The organism is Tardiphaga robiniae, from assembly GCF_001618955.1.
In the GTDB taxonomy this organism is placed as follows: domain Bacteria; phylum Pseudomonadota; class Alphaproteobacteria; order Rhizobiales; family Xanthobacteraceae; genus Tardiphaga; species Tardiphaga robiniae_A.
Window position 1 is genome coordinate 233,653 of record NZ_LVYV01000001.1, and the last position, 16,895, is coordinate 250,547.

Below are 16,895 nucleotides of genomic sequence, written 5' to 3' on the forward strand. Positions count from 1 at the left end.
CACACAACCGCGCGATCACGACACAACCTCTACGGAACTGTCGATGCCTTGCCTTCGCGGCGCGCATTGAGCAGAAGCAGCATAGCGCACAACTTCGGATTCGACTTTCCTAACTGACTCGATGGATTCCACTACGCTCGCACTTCCGGACGCCCGACACGTCGCCGATCAGATCGATCGCTGGATGCGCGAGCACGCCGCTTTTGCACTGCTCATCGAACAGGCCGACGGCGCAAGCTCGGCGCTACGGCAGTTTGCATCAATCAGCCGCAATCATGGTCAGAGCGATACGGCTATCGACGCGCTTCGTGCTGCACTTGCGTTGATGCCGACGGATGTTGCTGCGTGGCGCGCGCTTGCTTCGGACTACCAGGTGAGCGGGCGCGACGAACTGGCTGAAGCATGTGCGCGACAGGCGCTCGCCATCGATCCGGACCACGCGACGACATGGCTGCAATATGCGAGCCTCACCTACCGGCTACAGCGTATCGATGATGCTGAAGCGGCCTATCTGCGCGCTCTGTCCGGCGATGCCTCGCTTGGTGACGCTCATCTCGGCCTGGGCGTGCTGTATCTCGGGTCCCGACGGCCCGAGCAAGCGATCGTGCATCTGCAACGCGCACTGTCCTGGGGCGGCATCGACGCGGTCACGCATCTTTGCCTGGGACAGGCCTTCTACATGGCCGGCCGGTTTGGCGAGAGCGCCGATGCCTTGGCAATCGCAACCGGCTTTGTGCCGCTGGAAGGCGTGACACTGCGTCTCTACGCCCGTGCGCGTACCTTTGCCTCGATGCTGGACGGCGATGTTCACGGCGCCATCGCCCGCTACCCGACGCTTGCGGGACAAGAGACCGAATCGCTGGATGAGGTCTTGCGCACCGCATTCGCGTTATTCAGCGCCTATGGCATGCATGAAGCCGCTGCCACGGTCGGACATCTGCGACTGGAAGGCCAGCCGGACGATCCCGTGCAGCGCTACTTGCTGGATGCCGTCGGTGGACAGACACATGATCGCGCACCGGCAGCCTATGTCGAAGCGCACTTCGACGAATTCGCCGCAGGCTTCGACAGCAAGCTTGTGGACATTCTTGGCTACAAGGTGCCGCAGCAGCTCGCCGATATGGTTGCATCATGCCAGCCAACGCTTTCGACCATCCTCGATCTCGGCTGCGGAACGGGACTGGCTGCAGAGCCGCTTGGGCGGTTCGGCGCACGGCTGACCGGCATCGACCTGTCGGAGAAGATGCTCGCCATCGCGACACGGCGGAACACCTATCACGACCTTATCAAGGCCGATGTCGTGACCTATCTCGCGGACAGCCCGCGCAGCTTCGATCTCGTCTTCGCTGCCGATCTTCTGATCTATCTCGGCCGGCTGGACGAACTCATCGGCCTGATTGCGCACGTGCTGCCTGCAGGCGGCCTCTTCGCAGCGAGTATCGAGCGCGCGGATCACGGCGACTTCACATTGCTCTCGTCAGGCAGGTTCGCACATAGCGAGACATATTTCGAAGCCTGCGCCGCGACGAACTTCGAGATCCTGCGCAAGGAGAATTCCGAACTGCGCCTCGAAGCCGGGCGCCCTGCCCTCGGTACGCTCTATGTGCTGCGTCGCCGTGGCCGGCCGAGCACCGAGAACGGCCAGCTCACCACCGCAACAGACCACCAATAAATTGACGAGATCTTCGCCAAGCGCGCGTCGGCCGTCGAACCTGTTGTCTGCACAGATCGGGAGCCATCTCGAACCTGAAGCGCGCCGCACAAGATTTAATCACCTGCCTAGGAAATCAGTAACGCCGCTCGTTTTAACGGCACGACTGATCTGCGACAGCCGAGCTCATTTAGAAATAGTCGAAAAATCAGAATGTTAGACGACAGGTACGTTGGCACGCCATTTGCTAATAATATCTACGTCAATGATGACCGCCGTCCGCCGGATGCTGAAACCGCTGCTGGTTTCAAGCGCAGGGACACAGCTCGCTTCCTGATTGTCAGGTGCGAAGCGGTCATCGTGACTCCATCCCTACCGGGCTTGGTGTGCGAGTTCCTGTTTCCGATCGGCAGCGGTCCAAACAGGTTTGCACATGCTCGATCAACCGAATGCAAAGAAGCTGAAGCTCGTCATCCTCGGCAACGGCATGGCCGCCGGCCGCGTCATGGACGAGCTGTTCGCGCGCGCGCCAGAGCGCTACGACGTTGTGGTCTTCGGCGCGGAGCCGCGTGTTAATTATGACCGCATCATGCTGTCGCCGGTGCTCTCCGGCGAGAAGGCATATGCCGACATTCTGATCCACACCGATGAGTGGTACGCGACCAACAAGGTTGATCTCAGGCGCGGCGAACTCGTCGTCGCGATCGATCGCGCTGCGAAAACCGTCACCACACAGTCCGGCGCGGTCGAAGCTTATGACACGCTGATTATCGCAACCGGCTCCAAGCCGATCCTCATTCCGGTACCCGGCGCGGAACTGCCCGGCGTCGTCACCTATCGCGATCTCGACGACGTTAACTTGATGCTCGATGCAGCCGGCAAGGGCGGCCACGCTGTCGTCATCGGCGGTGGTTTGCTCGGCCTCGAGGCTGCAGCCGGCCTCGCCATGCGCGGCATGACAACGACCGTCGTCCATCTGATGCCAACACTGATGGAGCGCCAACTCGATCCCAATGCCGCTTATCTGTTGCAAAAGGCGATCGAGGCGCGCGGCATCGAGGTGCTGACCGGAGCCAACACGGCAGCCATCCTCGGTGACACATGCGTCGAATCAGTCCGGCTCGACGATGGTCGGACCCTGCCGACCGATCTCGTCGTGATGGCGGTCGGCATCCGCCCGAACACCGCACTCGCCAAGCTCGCCGACCTCAACGTCAAGCGCGGCATCGTCGTGGACGACCATCTACGAACCAGCGACGATCACATCTACGCGGTCGGCGAGTGCGTCGAGCATCGCGGCCAGTGCTACGGCCTTGTCGCGCCCCTGTATGACATGGCGAAGACCCTCGCAGCGACGCTCGCCGGCGAGACCGTGGACGGTTATATCGGGTCGACCACCTCGACCAAGCTGAAAGTCACCGGCGTAGATCTGTTCTCCGCTGGCGATTTCGCCGAAGGCGATGTCAAGGATGAGATCGTGCTACGCGATCCTGCCCGCGGCATCTACAAGCGTGTCGTCTTGCGCGACGACCGCATCATCGGCGCGGTGCTCTATGGCGATACGGCCGACGGCTCGTGGTATTTCGACCTGCTCAAAAAGAACGTCGATATCGGCGCCATGCGCAACGCGCTGATCCTCGGCCAGGCCTATCAGGGCGGCGTTGCACTCGATCCGGTCGCTGCTGTCGCAGCGTTGCCGGACGATGCCGAAATCTGCGGCTGCAACGGCGTCTGCAAGGGAGCGATCACGCAGGCGATCACCGCCAATGGCCTCACCACCCTCGATGACGTGCGCGCCCGCACCAAGGCATCGGCCTCCTGCGGCCAGTGCACCGCGAAGGTGGAATCGCTGCTCGCGGCCACGCTTGGCGACAACTACTCCGCCGCCGGCCGCAAGCCGATGTGCAAATGCACCGACCTCACCCATAGCGAAGTCCGTGGCTTCATTCTCTCGAAGGAGTTGAAGTCCGTTCCCGCCGTGATGCAGGAACTGGCGTGGAAAACCTCTTGCGGCTGTCCGTCCTGCCGCCCGGCGCTGAACTATTACCTGCTCTGCGCGTGGCCGGGCGAATATGCCGACGATGCGCAGTCGCGCTACATCAACGAGCGCGTCCATGCCAACATCCAGAAGGACGGCACCTTCTCCGTTGTGCCGCGCATGTGGGGCGGCCTGACTACACCTGACGAATTGCGCGCCATCGCCGACGTCGCCGACCGCTTCAAGATACCGACGGTGAAAGTCACCGGCGGCCAACGCATCGATCTGCTGGGCGTGCGCAAGGAAGACCTGCCCGCAGTGTGGGCGCAACTCAACAGTGCGGGCCTCGTCTCCGGCGCGGCCTATGCCAAGGGCCTGCGCACGGTGAAGACCTGCGTCGGCTCCGAATGGTGCCGCTTCGGCACGCAGGACTCGACCGGTCTCGGCGTCAAGCTCGAGCGCTTCATGTGTGGCTCATGGGCGCCTGCGAAGGTGAAGCTCGGCGTCTCCGGCTGCCCGCGCAACTGCGCGGAATCCACGGTGAAGGATATCGGCGTGATCTGCGTCGAATCCGGCTACGACATCCACATCGCCGGTGCGGCAGGCCTGCATGTCCGCCAGACCGATCTGCTTGGCCATGTCGATACGGAGGACGAGGCGATCGAATACATCGCCGCCTTCATGCAGATGTACCGCGAGGAAGCGGGCTATCTCGAACGCGTCTGGAAGTGGGTCGAAAATGCCGGCCTCGACAAGGTACGCGCGGCGATCATGGATGATGCCGACAACCGCCGCGCGCTGCTGGCGCGTTTCGAAAAATCACAGCGCGCGGTCCGTAGGGATCCCTGGGCCGAACGCGCCGCCGGCCGCGAACAGCATGAATTTACGCCGCTCGCAACACTCAACTCGATTATAGCCGTCCCGGCAGAATGAACATGACAATGGTCCCATCCAACGACTTCTGGTTCGACGTCGGCCCACTGCGCGCGATCCCGCAACGCGGCGCGCGCACGGTGAAGACTCCGCGGCGCGAGATCGCGGTATTCCGCACCGCCAGCGACGAGGTGTTCGCGCTGGAAAATCGCTGCCCACACAAGGGTGGTCCACTTAGCGAAGGCATCGTGCACGGTCGCAAGGTCGCCTGCCCGCTGCACAACTGGATCATCAACCTCGATGATGGCGAAGCCTCGGGCGCTGACAAAGGCTGCGCGCGCAGCTTTCCGGTCAAACTCGAGAACGGCCGCATCTATCTCAACATGAGCGTCGCCGCCGCCCCATAGGTGCACGCCACATCAACCGACCCCGCTCCAAAGAAAGTTTTTAAGTAATGGCCTATCTCGTTCCTTCAGAATTCGTGACCAAGATGGTGGATGCCGGAGAATCCAAGATCTTCATGTCCACGCGCGACACCATCATCCGCGCCTTCATGGCCGGCGCTATCCTGGCACTCGCCGCTGTATTCGCTGTCACCGTCACGGTGCAAACAGGCTATCCAATTATCGGCGCGATCCTCTTCCCGGTCGGTTTCTGCATGCTCTATCTGCTCGGCTTCGACCTGCTCACCGGCGTCTTCGTGCTGACGCCTCTGGCGTTGCTTGACAAGCGCCCTGGCGTCACTGTCGGCGGCGTGCTGCGCAATTGGGGGCTCGTCTTCGTCGGCAATTTCATGGGCGCGATCGTCGTCGCCATCATGATGTCGATCGTGTTCACCTTCGGTTTCTCGACGCCCCCAGACAAGGTGGGTCAGGTGATCGGCCATATCGGCGAAGGCCGCACGCTTGGCTACGCGCAGTATGGCGCAGCCGGCATGCTGACGCTGTTCATCCGCGGCATGCTCTGCAACTGGATGGTCTCAACCGGCGTGGTCGGCGCGATGATCTCAACGACCGTCAGCGGCAAAGTCATCGCGATGTGGATGCCGGTCATGGTCTTCTTCGCGATGACGTTCGAGCATTCGATCGTCAACATGTTCCTGTTCCCTGCCGGCCTGATGCTCGGCGGCAAGTTCACGATCATGGATTACATCATCTGGAACGAGATTCCGACCGTGCTCGGCAACCTCATCGGCGGTCTTACCTTCACCGGCCTGACGCTTTATGCCACACACATCAAGACAGCTCCGAAGCGCACTGCTAGTCTCGCCCGCTAGGCTGATCCGCAATCCTCGCAACACGACGCCTCGGCTTCTCCAGCTGGGGCGTCCTCTTAGTGCGTGACCCATGCCGCGTGAACTAACGATCTCGGTCGGCCAATATTCGGACAAGGGCCGCAAGGACACCAATCAGGACTTCCACGGCGCCCTGATTCCCACCGAGCCGCTGTTGAGCCTCAAAGGCATTGCCGTCGTCATCGCCGACGGCATCAGCAGCAGCGCAGTCAGCGGCGAAGCCAGCGAATCTGCGGTCAAGTCGTTTCTCACCGACTATTACTGCACCTCCGAATCCTGGTCGGTGAAGACATCGGCGCAGCGCGTCATCGCTGCGACCAATTCATGGCTGCAATCTCAGACGCAGCGCGGCCGCTACCATTACGACAAGGATCGCGGCTATGTCTGCACACTGAGTGCAATGGTGATACGCGCACGCGCAGCGCACATCTTTCATGTCGGCGATTCCCGCATCTATCGCGTATCGGACCGCGCACTCGAGCAACTCACCACCGACCACCGCGTCGTGATCTCAGCCGAGCAGAGCTACCTCGCCCGCGCGCTTGGCGTAAACCCACAAATCGAGATCGACTATCAGGCGCTGCAGATCGATGCCGGCGATGTCTACGTCCTCGCCACCGACGGAGTCTATGATTTCGTCGGGGCGCGCTTCATCACTTCGGCGATCGCCGATCACGCTGACGATCTCGACGCCGCCGCGAAGCTGATCGTCGACGAGGCCTATGCACAGAACAGCCCGGACAACCTCACCGTGCAGATCGTGCGGATCGATGCGGTGCCGGACGGCGAGGCCAGCGACATTCTGATGTCGCAATTGCCGCTGCCGCCGCTGCTCGAAGCCCGCGCGGCGTTCGACGGCTACAGGATCATACGCGAACTGCACGGCAGCAGCCGTAGCCACATCTATCTCGCGGTCGATATCGAGAGCGACGACCAGGTTGTCATCAAGATTCCGTCAATCGATCTGCGCGACGACCCGGTCTATCTCAAGCGGTTCATGATCGAGGAATGGGTGGCGCGGCGCATCGACAGCGCGCATGTGCTGAAGCCGTGCCGACAGTTGCGCAAGCGCAACTACCTCTACATCGTCGCGGAATTCATCGAAGGTCAGACGCTGAAGCAGTGGATGCTCGACAATCCGAAGCCGGATCTGGAAACCGTGCGCGGCATCACCGAGCAGATCGCGCGCGGCTTGCAGGCGTTTCATCGAATGGAGATGATCCATCAGGATATCCGCCCAGACAACATCATGATCGACAAGACGGGCACGGTGAAGATCATCGATTTCGGTTCGACCCGTGTCAACGGCGTCGCCGAAGCTGATTCACCCGGCAAGCACAGCGACATTCTCGGCACGCCGCAATACACCGCACCCGAGCTGTTTCTCGGCAAGCGCGCCACGTCGAGTTCCGATCTCTATGCGCTTGGAATTCTGACCTACCAGATGCTGTCCGGGACGCTGCCTTACGGAGCGGAGGTTGCGAAGGCGACGACGGCCGCACAGCACCGCAAGCTGCATTATCGATCGCTGCTCAACGACGCCAGCGATATCCCTGAATGGATCGACGGCGTGTTGCGTAAGGCCGTGCACCCTGACCCGGCGAAGCGCTACGACGAACTCTCCGAGTACGTTTACGACCTGCGCAATCCGAAGGCGGAGTTTCTCAATCCGCCGACCGTGCCGCTCCTGGAGCGCAATCCGAACATGGTCTGGAAGGGCCTGTCGCTGCTGCTCGCCATAGCTGTCGTGGTATTGCTGGCGAGGCGCTAATGGCGTAGCTAGACCGGCTGACCGCCCCAATGCGCGGCCGCTGCATTCATCGCCGATATTCTGAAGTCGGCGTCCACCGTCAGGTAGGAATCGGAGACCCGGTCCAGGATCGCGCGCAGATCGGTCTCGCTTGCTCCTTCGAACTGACCGGACTTGTGTGCAAGGGTCTCGTTCATCTCGCCCCCTTATCGAAGTCTTTCGTCGAACTTAGCTCAACGTTTCATCGACAAACGTGCGTGAAGCACAGCGCACGCTGCGGTTGCAGGGTATTCCAATCCAGCAGGCAACGTCAGTGTATTTCTTGGATTTCTGGAAGATTTCTATAGCTCTCGCTGCAGAGACGTCGCCGTTTGCGGGCGAGGCGTCGAGGAACTTCATAGAAATCAACAACAGCAGTCTCTGCGTCTGCGACGCGGCCGCGATCAACGCAACCCCGGTTGGATGTATGGGGACATTCCTGCCCCATCGGTCAGGGTTTCGTCGGATATCGACATTGCGGATCGGAAGATACCATCCAAAGCCTGCCGATCATCACGCAGATCAGGAGCCTGGCATGACAGTCTACGATCGCCAGTCCGGCATTGAGGCCCTCGGTCCACCTCCACTCTGGGCTTGCGCGCTGCTCGGCATCGTGATGATCGCCGTCGGAATATTCGCACTCCGCGACGTCGCGTTCGCGACCATCATCAGCGTCAAACTGATCGGGCTGACAGCAATCGCAGCTGGCGCGTTCGAGATCATGCATGCGTTCTGGACCAGGGGATGGGGCAGCATCCATTGGCAGATGATCCTCGGCGCGCTCTATCTCGCTTTCGGACTCGTGCTGCTCACGCAGCCGGCCTTTACCCAGGTGATGGAGGAAACCGTGCGCAGCAAGAACCGATGGCTTCTTGCCGCCCTGCTGGCAGCTCTTCTTGTTGGGGCAACCTGGTACTGCGTATCGGTATGGCGAGCGGCGCCATCAATGCCACTCTACGGCAACATCATCGTGGGAGTTGCCGCCATACTGGTTCTCGTGGCCGGGTGCGGCCTGATCACGCTCATATTCTACACCCATCGCAAGGGTTACGACGAGTCAGCGCGCAGCAATCGGCCTCCGCGAGAGTGAGCGAGGTCTAGCAGGTCTTCGAAGAGTACTGGCCCAGCAGTTGTTTTCCGAACTCGGGGCAAGGAGTGCAAGATGTACCTTGCCAAGGTCTCGTTCAGACTGTTCGCGGCGAGCCTTGTCACGATCGCGACCGGCGGAGCGGGCTTGACCCAGCCAGCTCCGGCCGGTCCGCCCGCGGTTGGCGTGATCGAAGCGACCAGGCGACCGATCACCGAGACCAGCGAATTCCTTGGGCGGATTGAGGCGATCAATCGGGTCAACGTCGTCGCTCGAGTCACCGCGTTTCTGGAGCGGCGCCTGTTCGAGGAGGGCGCCGAGATCAAGAAAGGCGATCAGCTCTATCAGCTCGAGCGTGGTCCCTTCGAAGCCGATCTCGCATCGAAGCAGGCGCAGGTGGCGCAACTCCAGGCAACACTCGAAAATGCCAGGCTGACGACCGAGCGCGCGCGCACCCTGCTGGGCGGGCCAGCAGGGCAACAGTCGACTTACGACGCGGCCGTCGCAAACCAGCGCAGCCTCGAAGCGCAAGTCCAGGCCGCGGAAGCGCAGGTCCAGGCGTCCCGGATCAATCTCGACTACACCATGATCAGCGCGCCGATCGACGGCAAGATCGGACGCACAGCGGTGACGGAAGGTAACGTCGTCGGTCCAAGCTCGGGCGTGCTGACCACGATCGTCAGCCAGGACCCGATGCATGTCACCTTTCCGGTGCCGCTGCGCCAGGGGCTGGAGCTGCGCGAACGATACGGGCCGCAAGGCGGCCTGGAAGCCGTGGTGATCAGGCTAAGACTGCCCGATGGCCGCATGTATGGTTACTCAGGCAAACTGAATTTCGTCGACAATACCATCGCGCAAAACACCGACACGATCACCGTGCGGGGCGAGATCGTCAATCCGATCCTGCGTGCTCCATCCGTGGCAGGCGTGACCATTCATGAGCTGACCGACGGCGAATTCGTCACCGCCGTGCTCGAAGGCGTCCATCCGATCGAGGTTCTGGCGATCCCGCGCTCGGCGGTCCTTTCCGACCAGCAGGGCGATTACGTTCTCGCGGTCGGTCCCGACAACAAGGCCGAGCAGCGCCGTATTCAACTCGGACAATCGACTCCAACTGTCGCCTCCGTCATCAGCGGCCTTGCCGTCGGCGACAAGGTGATCGTCGAGGGCCTGCAGCGGGCTCGTCCCGGTCAGGCCGTATCGCCGGGACCGGCAAGTCCGCAGATTCTGTCGAGTATGAAGGCCGCCGCCGGCGACGCAACTCCGCAAGCGGATCGCGGCGCCTCCAGCAAGACGCACCCGGTGGACAACAAGCCATGATATCTGCCGTCTTCATCGATCGTCCGCGGCTTGCGATGGTGATCGCCTTCATCATCACCATCGCCGGCGCGTTGGCGCTGATGCAGATCCCGGTGGCGCAATTTCCGGACATCGTGCCGCCGCAGGTCACGGTCGCCGGTACCTTCCCCGGCGCTTCCGCCGAGGTCGTTGAGAGCAGTGTTGCCCAGCCCCTGGAGGCGCAGGTCATCGGCGTCGACCGCGCACTCTACATGAAATCGACCAGCGCCAATGACGGCAGCTACACACTGACGGTTTCGTTCGCGCTCGGCACCAATCCCGACATCAATACCGTCAATGTCAACAATCGCGTGCAGAGCGCCCTGTCGCAATTGCCGACCGAAGTGCAGCAGCAGGGGCTGACGGTACAGAAGAGATCCTCATCGATCCTGCAATTCCTCGTGCTCTACAGCGCCGACGGACAACAAGATCCGCGGTTCATCACCAACTATGCCATCATCAACGTGCTCGATGCGATCGCGAGTACGCCGGGCGTCGGCCAGGCGAATCTGTTCGCCAAGATGAACTATTCGATGCGGATCTGGTTCGATACGCAGCGGCTCACCAGCCTCAATCTCACGCCATCGGATGTCATTGCCGCGATCCGCACACAAAGCGTCCAGGCGCCGGTCGGCCGCATCGGAGCGCGGCCGATCAGCGACGACCAGCAATTCCAGTTCAACGTGCAGACCCTGGGTAGGCTCGCCACCGTCGATCAATTCGCCAATATCGTACTGCGCGCCAATCCGGACGGTTCGTCACTGTTGGTGAAGGACGTCGCCCGTGTCGAGATGGGCGCACAAAACCTCGACAGCGAAGCGCGGATCGATGGGCGCGCGGCAGTGCCGATCGCGATCTATCTGGCACCAGGTGCCAATGCCGTGACCACCGCGCAGGCGGTCGCGGCTACGATGCAGCGCCTGTCCAAGCGATTTCCAACGGGGCTCAGCTACCTCGTGCAATACGACTCCACGAGCTTTGTGCGGGATACGATCACGGAGGTGTTGCGGACGCTGGGCGAGGCCTTCGTCCTGGTCGTGATTGTCGTCTACCTCTTCCTCGGCAATCTCCGCGCCACCGTGATCCCAGCTGTTGCCGTTCCCGTCAGCCTGATCGGTACCTTCGCCGTCCTGCTCGTCCTCGGCTATTCGGCGAATACGGTGTCGCTGCTCGCAATGGTGCTCGCCATCGGCATCGTGGTGGACGACGCCATTGTCGTCGTGGAGAACGTCGAGCGCGTTATGGAGGAAGAGCCTGATCTGTCTCCGGCCGAGGCTAGTAAAAAGGCCATGACGCAGATCACCGCGCCGATCATCGCGATCACGCTGGTGCTGCTCTCCGTGTTCGTGCCAATCGCATTCATCCCCGGCATCTCCGGCACACTGTTTCGTCAGTTTGCGGTAACGATCAGCGCCGCCATGATGATTTCGGCGCTGAATGCACTGACGCTGTCGCCTGCATTGTGCGCGCTGTTCCTGCGTCACACCGGCCCTCGGCGCGGCATCATGGGCCGCGTCCTCGGCGGTATCGACTGGCTACGCGATCGCTACAGTGGCGGCGTACGCCGGCTGGTGCGCGTGGCAGGCCTCTCCCTGCTGCTCGTCGCCGTCTTCGCCGCCAGCATCTTCGGCATGTCGCTGATCACGCCAACGGGGTTCCTCCCCGAGGAAGACCAGGGCGCCTTCTTCACCTCGGTGCAACTGCCGGATGGCGCGTCGGTGGCACGAACCAGCGAAGTCACCCGACAGGTCGAAGATATCCTGAAGCAGATGCCCGCTGTCGACCACGTCCTTGCCATCATCGGCTTTTCCTTGCTCGATGGCGCATCCGAACCGAACAGCGCGCTGGTGGTCACGCGCCTGAAGCCGTTTGCCGATCGCAAGGCAGCAACAGATTCTGCGCTAGCGCTGATCCGACAAACCTTCGCGGTCGGCGCGCAGATCCGACAGGCCAACGTGCTGCCGTTCAACCTGCCGCCGATCATCGGGCTCTCCACCAGCGGCGGGTTCGAATACCAGCTCCAGGCGCTGGAAGGACAGAGTCCAGCCGCGATCTCCAGCGTCGCGGGCGCGCTGATCGGTGCTGCCAACGCCGATCCACGGCTTGCACGCGTCTTTTCGACCTTCACTGCGACCAATCCATCCATCTATCTCGACATCGACCGCCGCAAGGCACAGGCGCTCGGAGTGACAATCAGCGACATCTTCACAGCCCTGCAGGCAACGCTCGGCGGCATCTACGTCAACAACTTCAACCGGTTTGGCCGCACCTGGCAGGTCAACGTTCAGGGCGAAGCGTTCGACCGCGCCGACATCTCGGACATCTGGCGCATCTATCTGCGCAACGACACCGGCCAGATGGTGCCGATACGGTCTCTGGCTGGCATCAAGATCGTCACCGGACCGCAGGTGATCACCCGCTACAACAACTATCGCTCGGTGACGGTGAATGGCAGTCCGGCGCCCGGTGTCTCGTCCGGCACTGCGATTGCGGCGATGGCTGACATCTCCAATGCGGTGCTGCCTGCGGGCTACAGTTTCGCTTGGACCGGCACCGCCTATCAGGAGCAACAGGCTGCCGGCCAGACCGGTATCGTGCTCGCACTTGCCGTGCTGTTCGCCTATTTATTCCTGGTTGCACTCTATGAGAGTACGATCATCCCTATCCCGGTGCTGCTGTCGGTCATCGTCGGCGTGTTCGGCTCCTATGTCGGCATCAAGTTCGCCGGCCTCAATCTCGATCTCTACGGCCAGATCGGGCTCGTGGTCCTGATCGCGCTCGCCGCCAAGAACGGCATCCTGATCGTCGAATTTGCAAAGGAGCAACGCGAAGCGGGTGTGGCGCTTAACGAGGCTGCGATCCTGGGCGCACATATGCGCTTCCGCGCGGTCATGATGACCTCGGCCGCCTTCATCCTTGGTCTCTTGCCGCTCGTGATTGCAACCGGTGCCGCTGAGCTGAGCCGCCGAGCTGTCGGTACCGCCGTCTTCGCCGGCATGCTCGCCGCAAGTTCGATCGGGATCTTTATGGTGCCGATGCTCTACGTGACGTTCCAGCGCTTGCGCGAACGCGTGAAGGGAGCTTCCAAATCAATCAATCAGCTGACGCCGCCTGTCGATGAACGGTCTAGGCCATGACAGGCAATCGAAAACGCCGGCTGATCGCCCTCCTCGCTGTGGTCCTGCCGCGCGAAAGCGCCCACGTGCCGGCAAATCAGACCAGTATCTCGGTCGCTGAAGTCGCCAAGTTGCCACTCATTCTCCCGACCAGCGTCGGTGCGCAACTCAGGTGAAGGCGTTCGGCCTATCACGCGCCGACAGAATTTAGCTGAGCGACTGATGATGATCGACAAAATGTGCCGGAAGTTAAACACAATGCAAGGCTGTGAAGCTAAGAGCTTCTATTGATCCAAGGGTCACGCACTCGTGTCCGATCAGCGCAGATAGCTCGCCAGATTCAGACTCTGGACCTTGGCAATCGCAGCGTAGGATGCCGTGAGCTGCGCCTGATAGGTCGATAGTTTGGCGGTGACCGCTGCAACGTCCACACTGGTGAGATCGCTACCGAGCGTCTGGGCATAGGATTGATAATCGGTCTGATAGGCGCTGGCCCGCTCGATCGAGGCCGATGCATTGGATATTCGCGTCTGCACCACGCCAAGCTTGTCGATCGAATCGACCGCCAGATCGAGCGCCTCATTGAGCGTGTCGGTCGAGAGCGGCGAATTGCTCGCCACCAGATTCATCGCCCGCATGATCTGCTCGAACGCAGTATTGTCCGCCGTCACGCCGTAAGAGACTGTCTGATTGTCCGAAACGCGCACGGCAGCAAGCTGGCTGTCGCCCTGATAATAGCCGGTATCAGCAGTGGACGGCGACGACGCTGCGGCATAGACGGAGCTTGAGAGGTCTACCGGCGCGGTCGTGGTGGCGGAGCCGCCGAACAGATAGCCGCCGTTGTATTGAGTGTTGAGCAGCGACGCCATCTGCTCAAGCATGTTGCGAGCCGTTTCGGTGACGCTGGCCGCGTCGGTGCTCGACGCGCTCGAGGCACTGGTCAGCAGGGTCCGGAACTGGGTGACCAGATCGGATACCGAATTGACGGCCGAATACATCACCTGGACCTTGCTATTGGTCAGCGTGGCCGCATCGATATAGGACTGCGCGCGGGTGACCGAGACCTGCAGATTGAGCACCTGTTGCGCCGACGACCCGAGCCCACCGAAATCCGACGAGACGAGCCCCGAGGCTTCCTGGATCTGCTGATTGGCCATCGTGCTTTGCGTACGCAAGGCGGATGCGATCATCTGATCATTGATCGCAAAGGTGGCAACGCGCATCTGCATCAGTTCAGCTCCCGTCAGCTTGCGCTCTGCACCGCGGCGATCAGTGACGAGAACATATCATTGATGGCCTGCATGAGCTGCGATGCGGCGGTGTATTGGTTCTGCAGCGTGCTGATCTTCGCGGTCTCTTCGTCGAGATTGACGCCTGACTGCGAAGCCAGCGCATTTGCAAATGACGACTGCGCCGTCGACTTCGACGTATAGGTGGTCGCTGCCAACGTCGCCTTTGACGCGACATTGGCAATCACGGTGGCCGCATAGTCGGCAAAGGAGCCGGTCGACGAACCGAGCCCGCCAGACGCGCCAAATGTGCGGGAATCCGTCAGTGCCGAATAGATCTCGTCAACCACATCGGTCGCGCCTGCGCTCAGCACCGTGCTGCCTGTGGTCAACGTCGCCGACGCATCGAGGGTCGCGACAGCGAACAGACCGGAATTGCTCAGGAGATCGCTGCGCACGGCAATGTTGGACGCACCGGTTCCGGTCACCAGGTCATTGAGGCCGAGATAGTCCGACAGACCGATCGCGCTGCTGCCGACGGCACTCGTCATCTCGTTGATGGCGATACCGTTGGTGCTACTGGTGCTGGCAATCACCACCTTACCGCTGGCATTGATCGACGCGCTCAGGCCAGAAATGCCGTTGATCGCAGAGACCAGGTCGCCCACCGTCGCATAGGTCGACAGATCGAGATCCGCGTAGGACACCAGGCTACCGGACTGATCGGCAACGGCGATGCGCACTGTGCCGGTCGCATCCAGCGCGGTCGCCGCGGTGACCGTCGTGGTCCCGGTCAGCGTCGTCGGCGGCGGCAGTGACGTGCCTTGATTGTTCGCGGCGTTCAGGCTGTCTGCCAGCGTATTGGCGAGCTGGTCGAGCTGCGACTGCGCTGCGGGCAGCACGCTATCACGCAGGCTGAGCAATGAGCCGATCTCACCGGATGTGATCTGTGCGGTCACATCGACGCCATTGACCGAAATACCGCTCAATCCGCTGGAGGAACCCGCGGTGTAGCTGACATTGGCTGTGACGGACGATGCAGCCGTGAAACTGAGCAGATGCGCACTGCTATCGACCAGCGTTTGGCCCGATGCCGTATAGACCTGCATATCGCCGGTCGATGAGATGAAGTAGCTGACATTCATCTTCGACGCGACGGTCTGCAGCGCGACATTGCGCTGGTCCTCAAGATCGCCAGTCGGCTGGCCGGCGGCCGCCGCCTGTTTGATCTGGGCATTCAGGCTGGCGATGGCCGTCAGATTGGCATTGACCTGATCGACGTCGGAGGAAATCGCAGCATCGGCCGTCCCGCGTAGTTGCTGGATCCCCGACGACGTCTCGCGCAGTTGCGAGGCGAGATTGTCGAGTGCGCTGACGACGTTGGCCTGCAAAGATGCGCTGCTGGTGGTACCGGCCAGCGACGAGACGGCGGTTTCAAGGGATGCCAGGGTATTGGCGATCGACGTGCCGGTATCGTCCGCTCCCGTCATGCTGCCATACAGCGCCTGCAACCGGTCCAGATAATCGGTGTTGATGTCGGCTGCGCCGAGGTCCGAGGTGGCGGAGATCAGCGATTTGAACAGCAGGCGGTCGACGCTGCTGGTGATACCCGTGATCGACACGCCGGTGCCGACGCCGCCACTGGTGGTCGCCACCTGATTGGCGGTCTTGACCGTGTAGCCGGTAGTGTCCGCGTTCGAAATATTCGACGAGGAAACACTTATCTGAACCTGGCTAGCCATCAGGCTGCTGACGGCAATGCTGCGGGCTATCTCCAGCGACACGGCGGCGACCTCATTTTGCGGTTGGGTTCAAATCCGCACGTTGCGTGCGTAGGATGCCGATTGCGCGCTGACGCGACCATTGGCGCCATAAGGCGCATTGTCCGACATCTGCTCCCGGATCGCCACCATGACCGCATCGATGCGACGTTGGCTCGCTTCGATCGCCGCCCGCAGGCGGGTGACGTTCTCGTCCATCACGGTACGGAGTTGTTCGAGCCGCCCAAGGATACGCGTCTGCAACTGGCGATCCTGGGTGCCGAGCATCATGTTCTTGCGGTCGACTTCCTTGACCCACGCCTCGAACAGCTCGGATAATTCGAGCTTGGTCGCTGTGTGCTGCGACTGCGAGGCCGGAAGCCCCATGGCCAGAGCGATATTTTCCTCGGTGACGACGTCGATCAGGCGCTCGATCAATTCGATGAGATCCTCGATGCGGGATCCGTCATCGGCACCCGCGGGCTGCAGCGGTGGGCTTCGAGTCATCATGTAGTCACTCCGTGATCGAATGGGTTGTGGCAACGGCGTGCCGTCCAAGTGAGGCTATCCGTGAATATGTCGTCGCCGCCTTGCTGCGTGCGCTGGCGATGTTGAGTTTCTGCGCGAGTGCATCGCGCCGTTGATGCAAGACGGCCCGCAAGGTGTTTAGATCGCCCTGCAACGCCAAAATCATACGCCGGTCGCCGCCCTCGATGCGCCGCGCAACCGCGATCAGCCGATCGAGCTGCCGCATCAACGCATCGTCGTCCGTTTCGACTA

Annotated in this window: 14 protein-coding genes; 9 read left to right on the top strand and 5 right to left on the bottom strand. The window is 61.5% G+C overall.

Annotation, left to right across the window (positions count from 1 at the left end; all coding sequences use genetic code 11):
* Positions 1-121 precede the first annotated feature (121 nt).
* The 5 genes from A4A58_RS01120 to A4A58_RS01140 all read left to right on the top strand — a co-directional run bounded on the left by A4A58_RS01120 (position 122) and on the right by A4A58_RS01140 (position 7,567).
* Complete coding sequence (locus A4A58_RS01120) at positions 122-1,672, top strand: methyltransferase domain-containing protein (RefSeq protein WP_068729035.1); 1,551 nt, start codon at positions 122-124, stop codon at positions 1,670-1,672.
* Between the two features lie 412 nt (positions 1,673-2,084).
* Positions 2,085-4,562 carry a nitrite reductase large subunit NirB gene (nirB, locus tag A4A58_RS01125; protein ID WP_068729037.1) on the top strand — a complete coding sequence of 826 codons (2,478 nt, stop codon included), beginning with the start codon at positions 2,085-2,087 and terminating at the stop codon, positions 4,560-4,562.
* Between the two features lie 2 nt (positions 4,563-4,564).
* The gene (gene nirD / locus A4A58_RS01130; protein WP_374725601.1) at positions 4,565-4,909 is read left to right on the top strand and encodes a nitrite reductase small subunit NirD; all 345 of its coding nucleotides are present in this window, start codon (positions 4,565-4,567) and stop codon (positions 4,907-4,909) included.
* Positions 4,910-4,956: 47 nt separating this feature from the next.
* On the top strand, positions 4,957-5,778 hold the full coding sequence (locus A4A58_RS01135; protein ID WP_068729039.1) for a formate/nitrite transporter family protein: 822 nt from the start codon (positions 4,957-4,959) through the stop codon (positions 5,776-5,778).
* Between the two features lie 70 nt (positions 5,779-5,848).
* Positions 5,849-7,567 carry a bifunctional protein-serine/threonine kinase/phosphatase gene (locus A4A58_RS01140; protein ID WP_068729041.1) on the top strand — a complete coding sequence of 573 codons (1,719 nt, stop codon included), beginning with the start codon at positions 5,849-5,851 and terminating at the stop codon, positions 7,565-7,567.
* An 8-nt stretch (positions 7,568-7,575) separates the two neighbouring features.
* Here A4A58_RS01140 and A4A58_RS30675 read toward each other — a convergent pair whose 3' ends face one another.
* Positions 7,576-7,743: a hypothetical protein gene (locus A4A58_RS30675; RefSeq protein ID WP_158005631.1), complete on the bottom strand. Its 168-nt coding sequence runs from the start codon at positions 7,741-7,743 to the stop codon at positions 7,576-7,578.
* 56 nt (positions 7,744-7,799) lie between these two features.
* Here A4A58_RS30675 and A4A58_RS31350 point away from each other — a divergent pair, with 56 nt between their 5' ends.
* The 4 genes from A4A58_RS31350 to A4A58_RS30680 all read left to right on the top strand — a co-directional run bounded on the left by A4A58_RS31350 (position 7,800) and on the right by A4A58_RS30680 (position 13,302).
* The gene (locus A4A58_RS31350) at positions 7,800-8,675 is read left to right on the top strand and encodes an HdeD family acid-resistance protein (RefSeq protein WP_244499618.1); all 876 of its coding nucleotides are present in this window, start codon (positions 7,800-7,802) and stop codon (positions 8,673-8,675) included.
* A gap of 72 nt (positions 8,676-8,747) precedes the next feature.
* Positions 8,748-9,992, top strand: a complete 1,245-nt coding sequence (locus A4A58_RS01160) for an efflux RND transporter periplasmic adaptor subunit (protein WP_081421650.1) — start codon at positions 8,748-8,750, stop codon at positions 9,990-9,992.
* Positions 9,989-13,147: an efflux RND transporter permease subunit gene (locus A4A58_RS01165; RefSeq protein ID WP_068729045.1), complete on the top strand. Its 3,159-nt coding sequence runs from the start codon at positions 9,989-9,991 to the stop codon at positions 13,145-13,147. Before A4A58_RS01160 ends, A4A58_RS01165 begins: the two co-directional genes overlap by 4 nt.
* On the top strand, positions 13,144-13,302 hold the full coding sequence (locus tag A4A58_RS30680) for a hypothetical protein (RefSeq protein WP_158005632.1): 159 nt from the start codon (positions 13,144-13,146) through the stop codon (positions 13,300-13,302). Before A4A58_RS01165 ends, A4A58_RS30680 begins: the two co-directional genes overlap by 4 nt.
* Positions 13,303-13,443: 141 nt before the next feature.
* Here A4A58_RS30680 and A4A58_RS01170 read toward each other — a convergent pair whose 3' ends face one another.
* Genes A4A58_RS01170 through A4A58_RS01185 form a run of 4 tightly spaced genes read right to left on the bottom strand, consistent with a single transcriptional unit; the run spans position 13,444 to position 16,869 of the window.
* Complete coding sequence (locus A4A58_RS01170; RefSeq protein WP_068729047.1) at positions 13,444-14,355, bottom strand: flagellin; 912 nt, start codon at positions 14,353-14,355, stop codon at positions 13,444-13,446.
* A gap of 14 nt (positions 14,356-14,369) precedes the next feature.
* Entirely contained in the window at positions 14,370-16,139 is a 1,770-nt protein-coding gene (gene flgK / locus A4A58_RS01175; protein ID WP_068729049.1) for a flagellar hook-associated protein FlgK, read from the bottom strand.
* A gap of 27 nt (positions 16,140-16,166) precedes the next feature.
* On the bottom strand, positions 16,167-16,622 hold the full coding sequence (locus A4A58_RS01180) for a flagellar basal-body protein FlbY (RefSeq protein ID WP_068730363.1): 456 nt from the start codon (positions 16,620-16,622) through the stop codon (positions 16,167-16,169).
* Between the two features lie 7 nt (positions 16,623-16,629).
* The gene (locus tag A4A58_RS01185) at positions 16,630-16,869 is read right to left on the bottom strand and encodes a hypothetical protein (protein ID WP_139069765.1); all 240 of its coding nucleotides are present in this window, start codon (positions 16,867-16,869) and stop codon (positions 16,630-16,632) included.
* Between the last annotated feature and the right edge of the window lie 26 nt (positions 16,870-16,895).

Bases quoted from the DNA above. Each gene is read 5' to 3' on its own strand.
- A4A58_RS01140 (WP_068729041.1), top strand. From the start codon at position 5,849: ATGCCGCGTGAACTAACGATCTCGGTCGGCCAATATTCGGACAAGGGC.
- A4A58_RS01180 (WP_068730363.1), bottom strand. From the start codon at position 16,622: ATGACTCGAAGCCCACCGCTGCAGCCCGCGGGTGCCGATGACGGATCC.
- A4A58_RS30680 (WP_158005632.1), top strand. From the start codon at position 13,144: ATGACAGGCAATCGAAAACGCCGGCTGATCGCCCTCCTCGCTGTGGTC.
- A4A58_RS01170 (WP_068729047.1), bottom strand. From the start codon at position 14,355: ATGCAGATGCGCGTTGCCACCTTTGCGATCAATGATCAGATGATCGCA.
- nirD (WP_374725601.1), top strand. From the start codon at position 4,565: ATGACAATGGTCCCATCCAACGACTTCTGGTTCGACGTCGGCCCACTG.
- A4A58_RS30675 (WP_158005631.1), bottom strand. From the start codon at position 7,743: ATGAACGAGACCCTTGCACACAAGTCCGGTCAGTTCGAAGGAGCAAGC.
- nirB (WP_068729037.1), top strand. From the start codon at position 2,085: ATGCTCGATCAACCGAATGCAAAGAAGCTGAAGCTCGTCATCCTCGGC.
- A4A58_RS01120 (WP_068729035.1), top strand. From the start codon at position 122: ATGGATTCCACTACGCTCGCACTTCCGGACGCCCGACACGTCGCCGAT.
- A4A58_RS01135 (WP_068729039.1), top strand. From the start codon at position 4,957: ATGGCCTATCTCGTTCCTTCAGAATTCGTGACCAAGATGGTGGATGCC.
- A4A58_RS01165 (WP_068729045.1), top strand. From the start codon at position 9,989: ATGATATCTGCCGTCTTCATCGATCGTCCGCGGCTTGCGATGGTGATC.
- A4A58_RS01185 (WP_139069765.1), bottom strand. From the start codon at position 16,869: ATGCGGCAGCTCGATCGGCTGATCGCGGTTGCGCGGCGCATCGAGGGC.
- A4A58_RS01160 (WP_081421650.1), top strand. From the start codon at position 8,748: ATGTACCTTGCCAAGGTCTCGTTCAGACTGTTCGCGGCGAGCCTTGTC.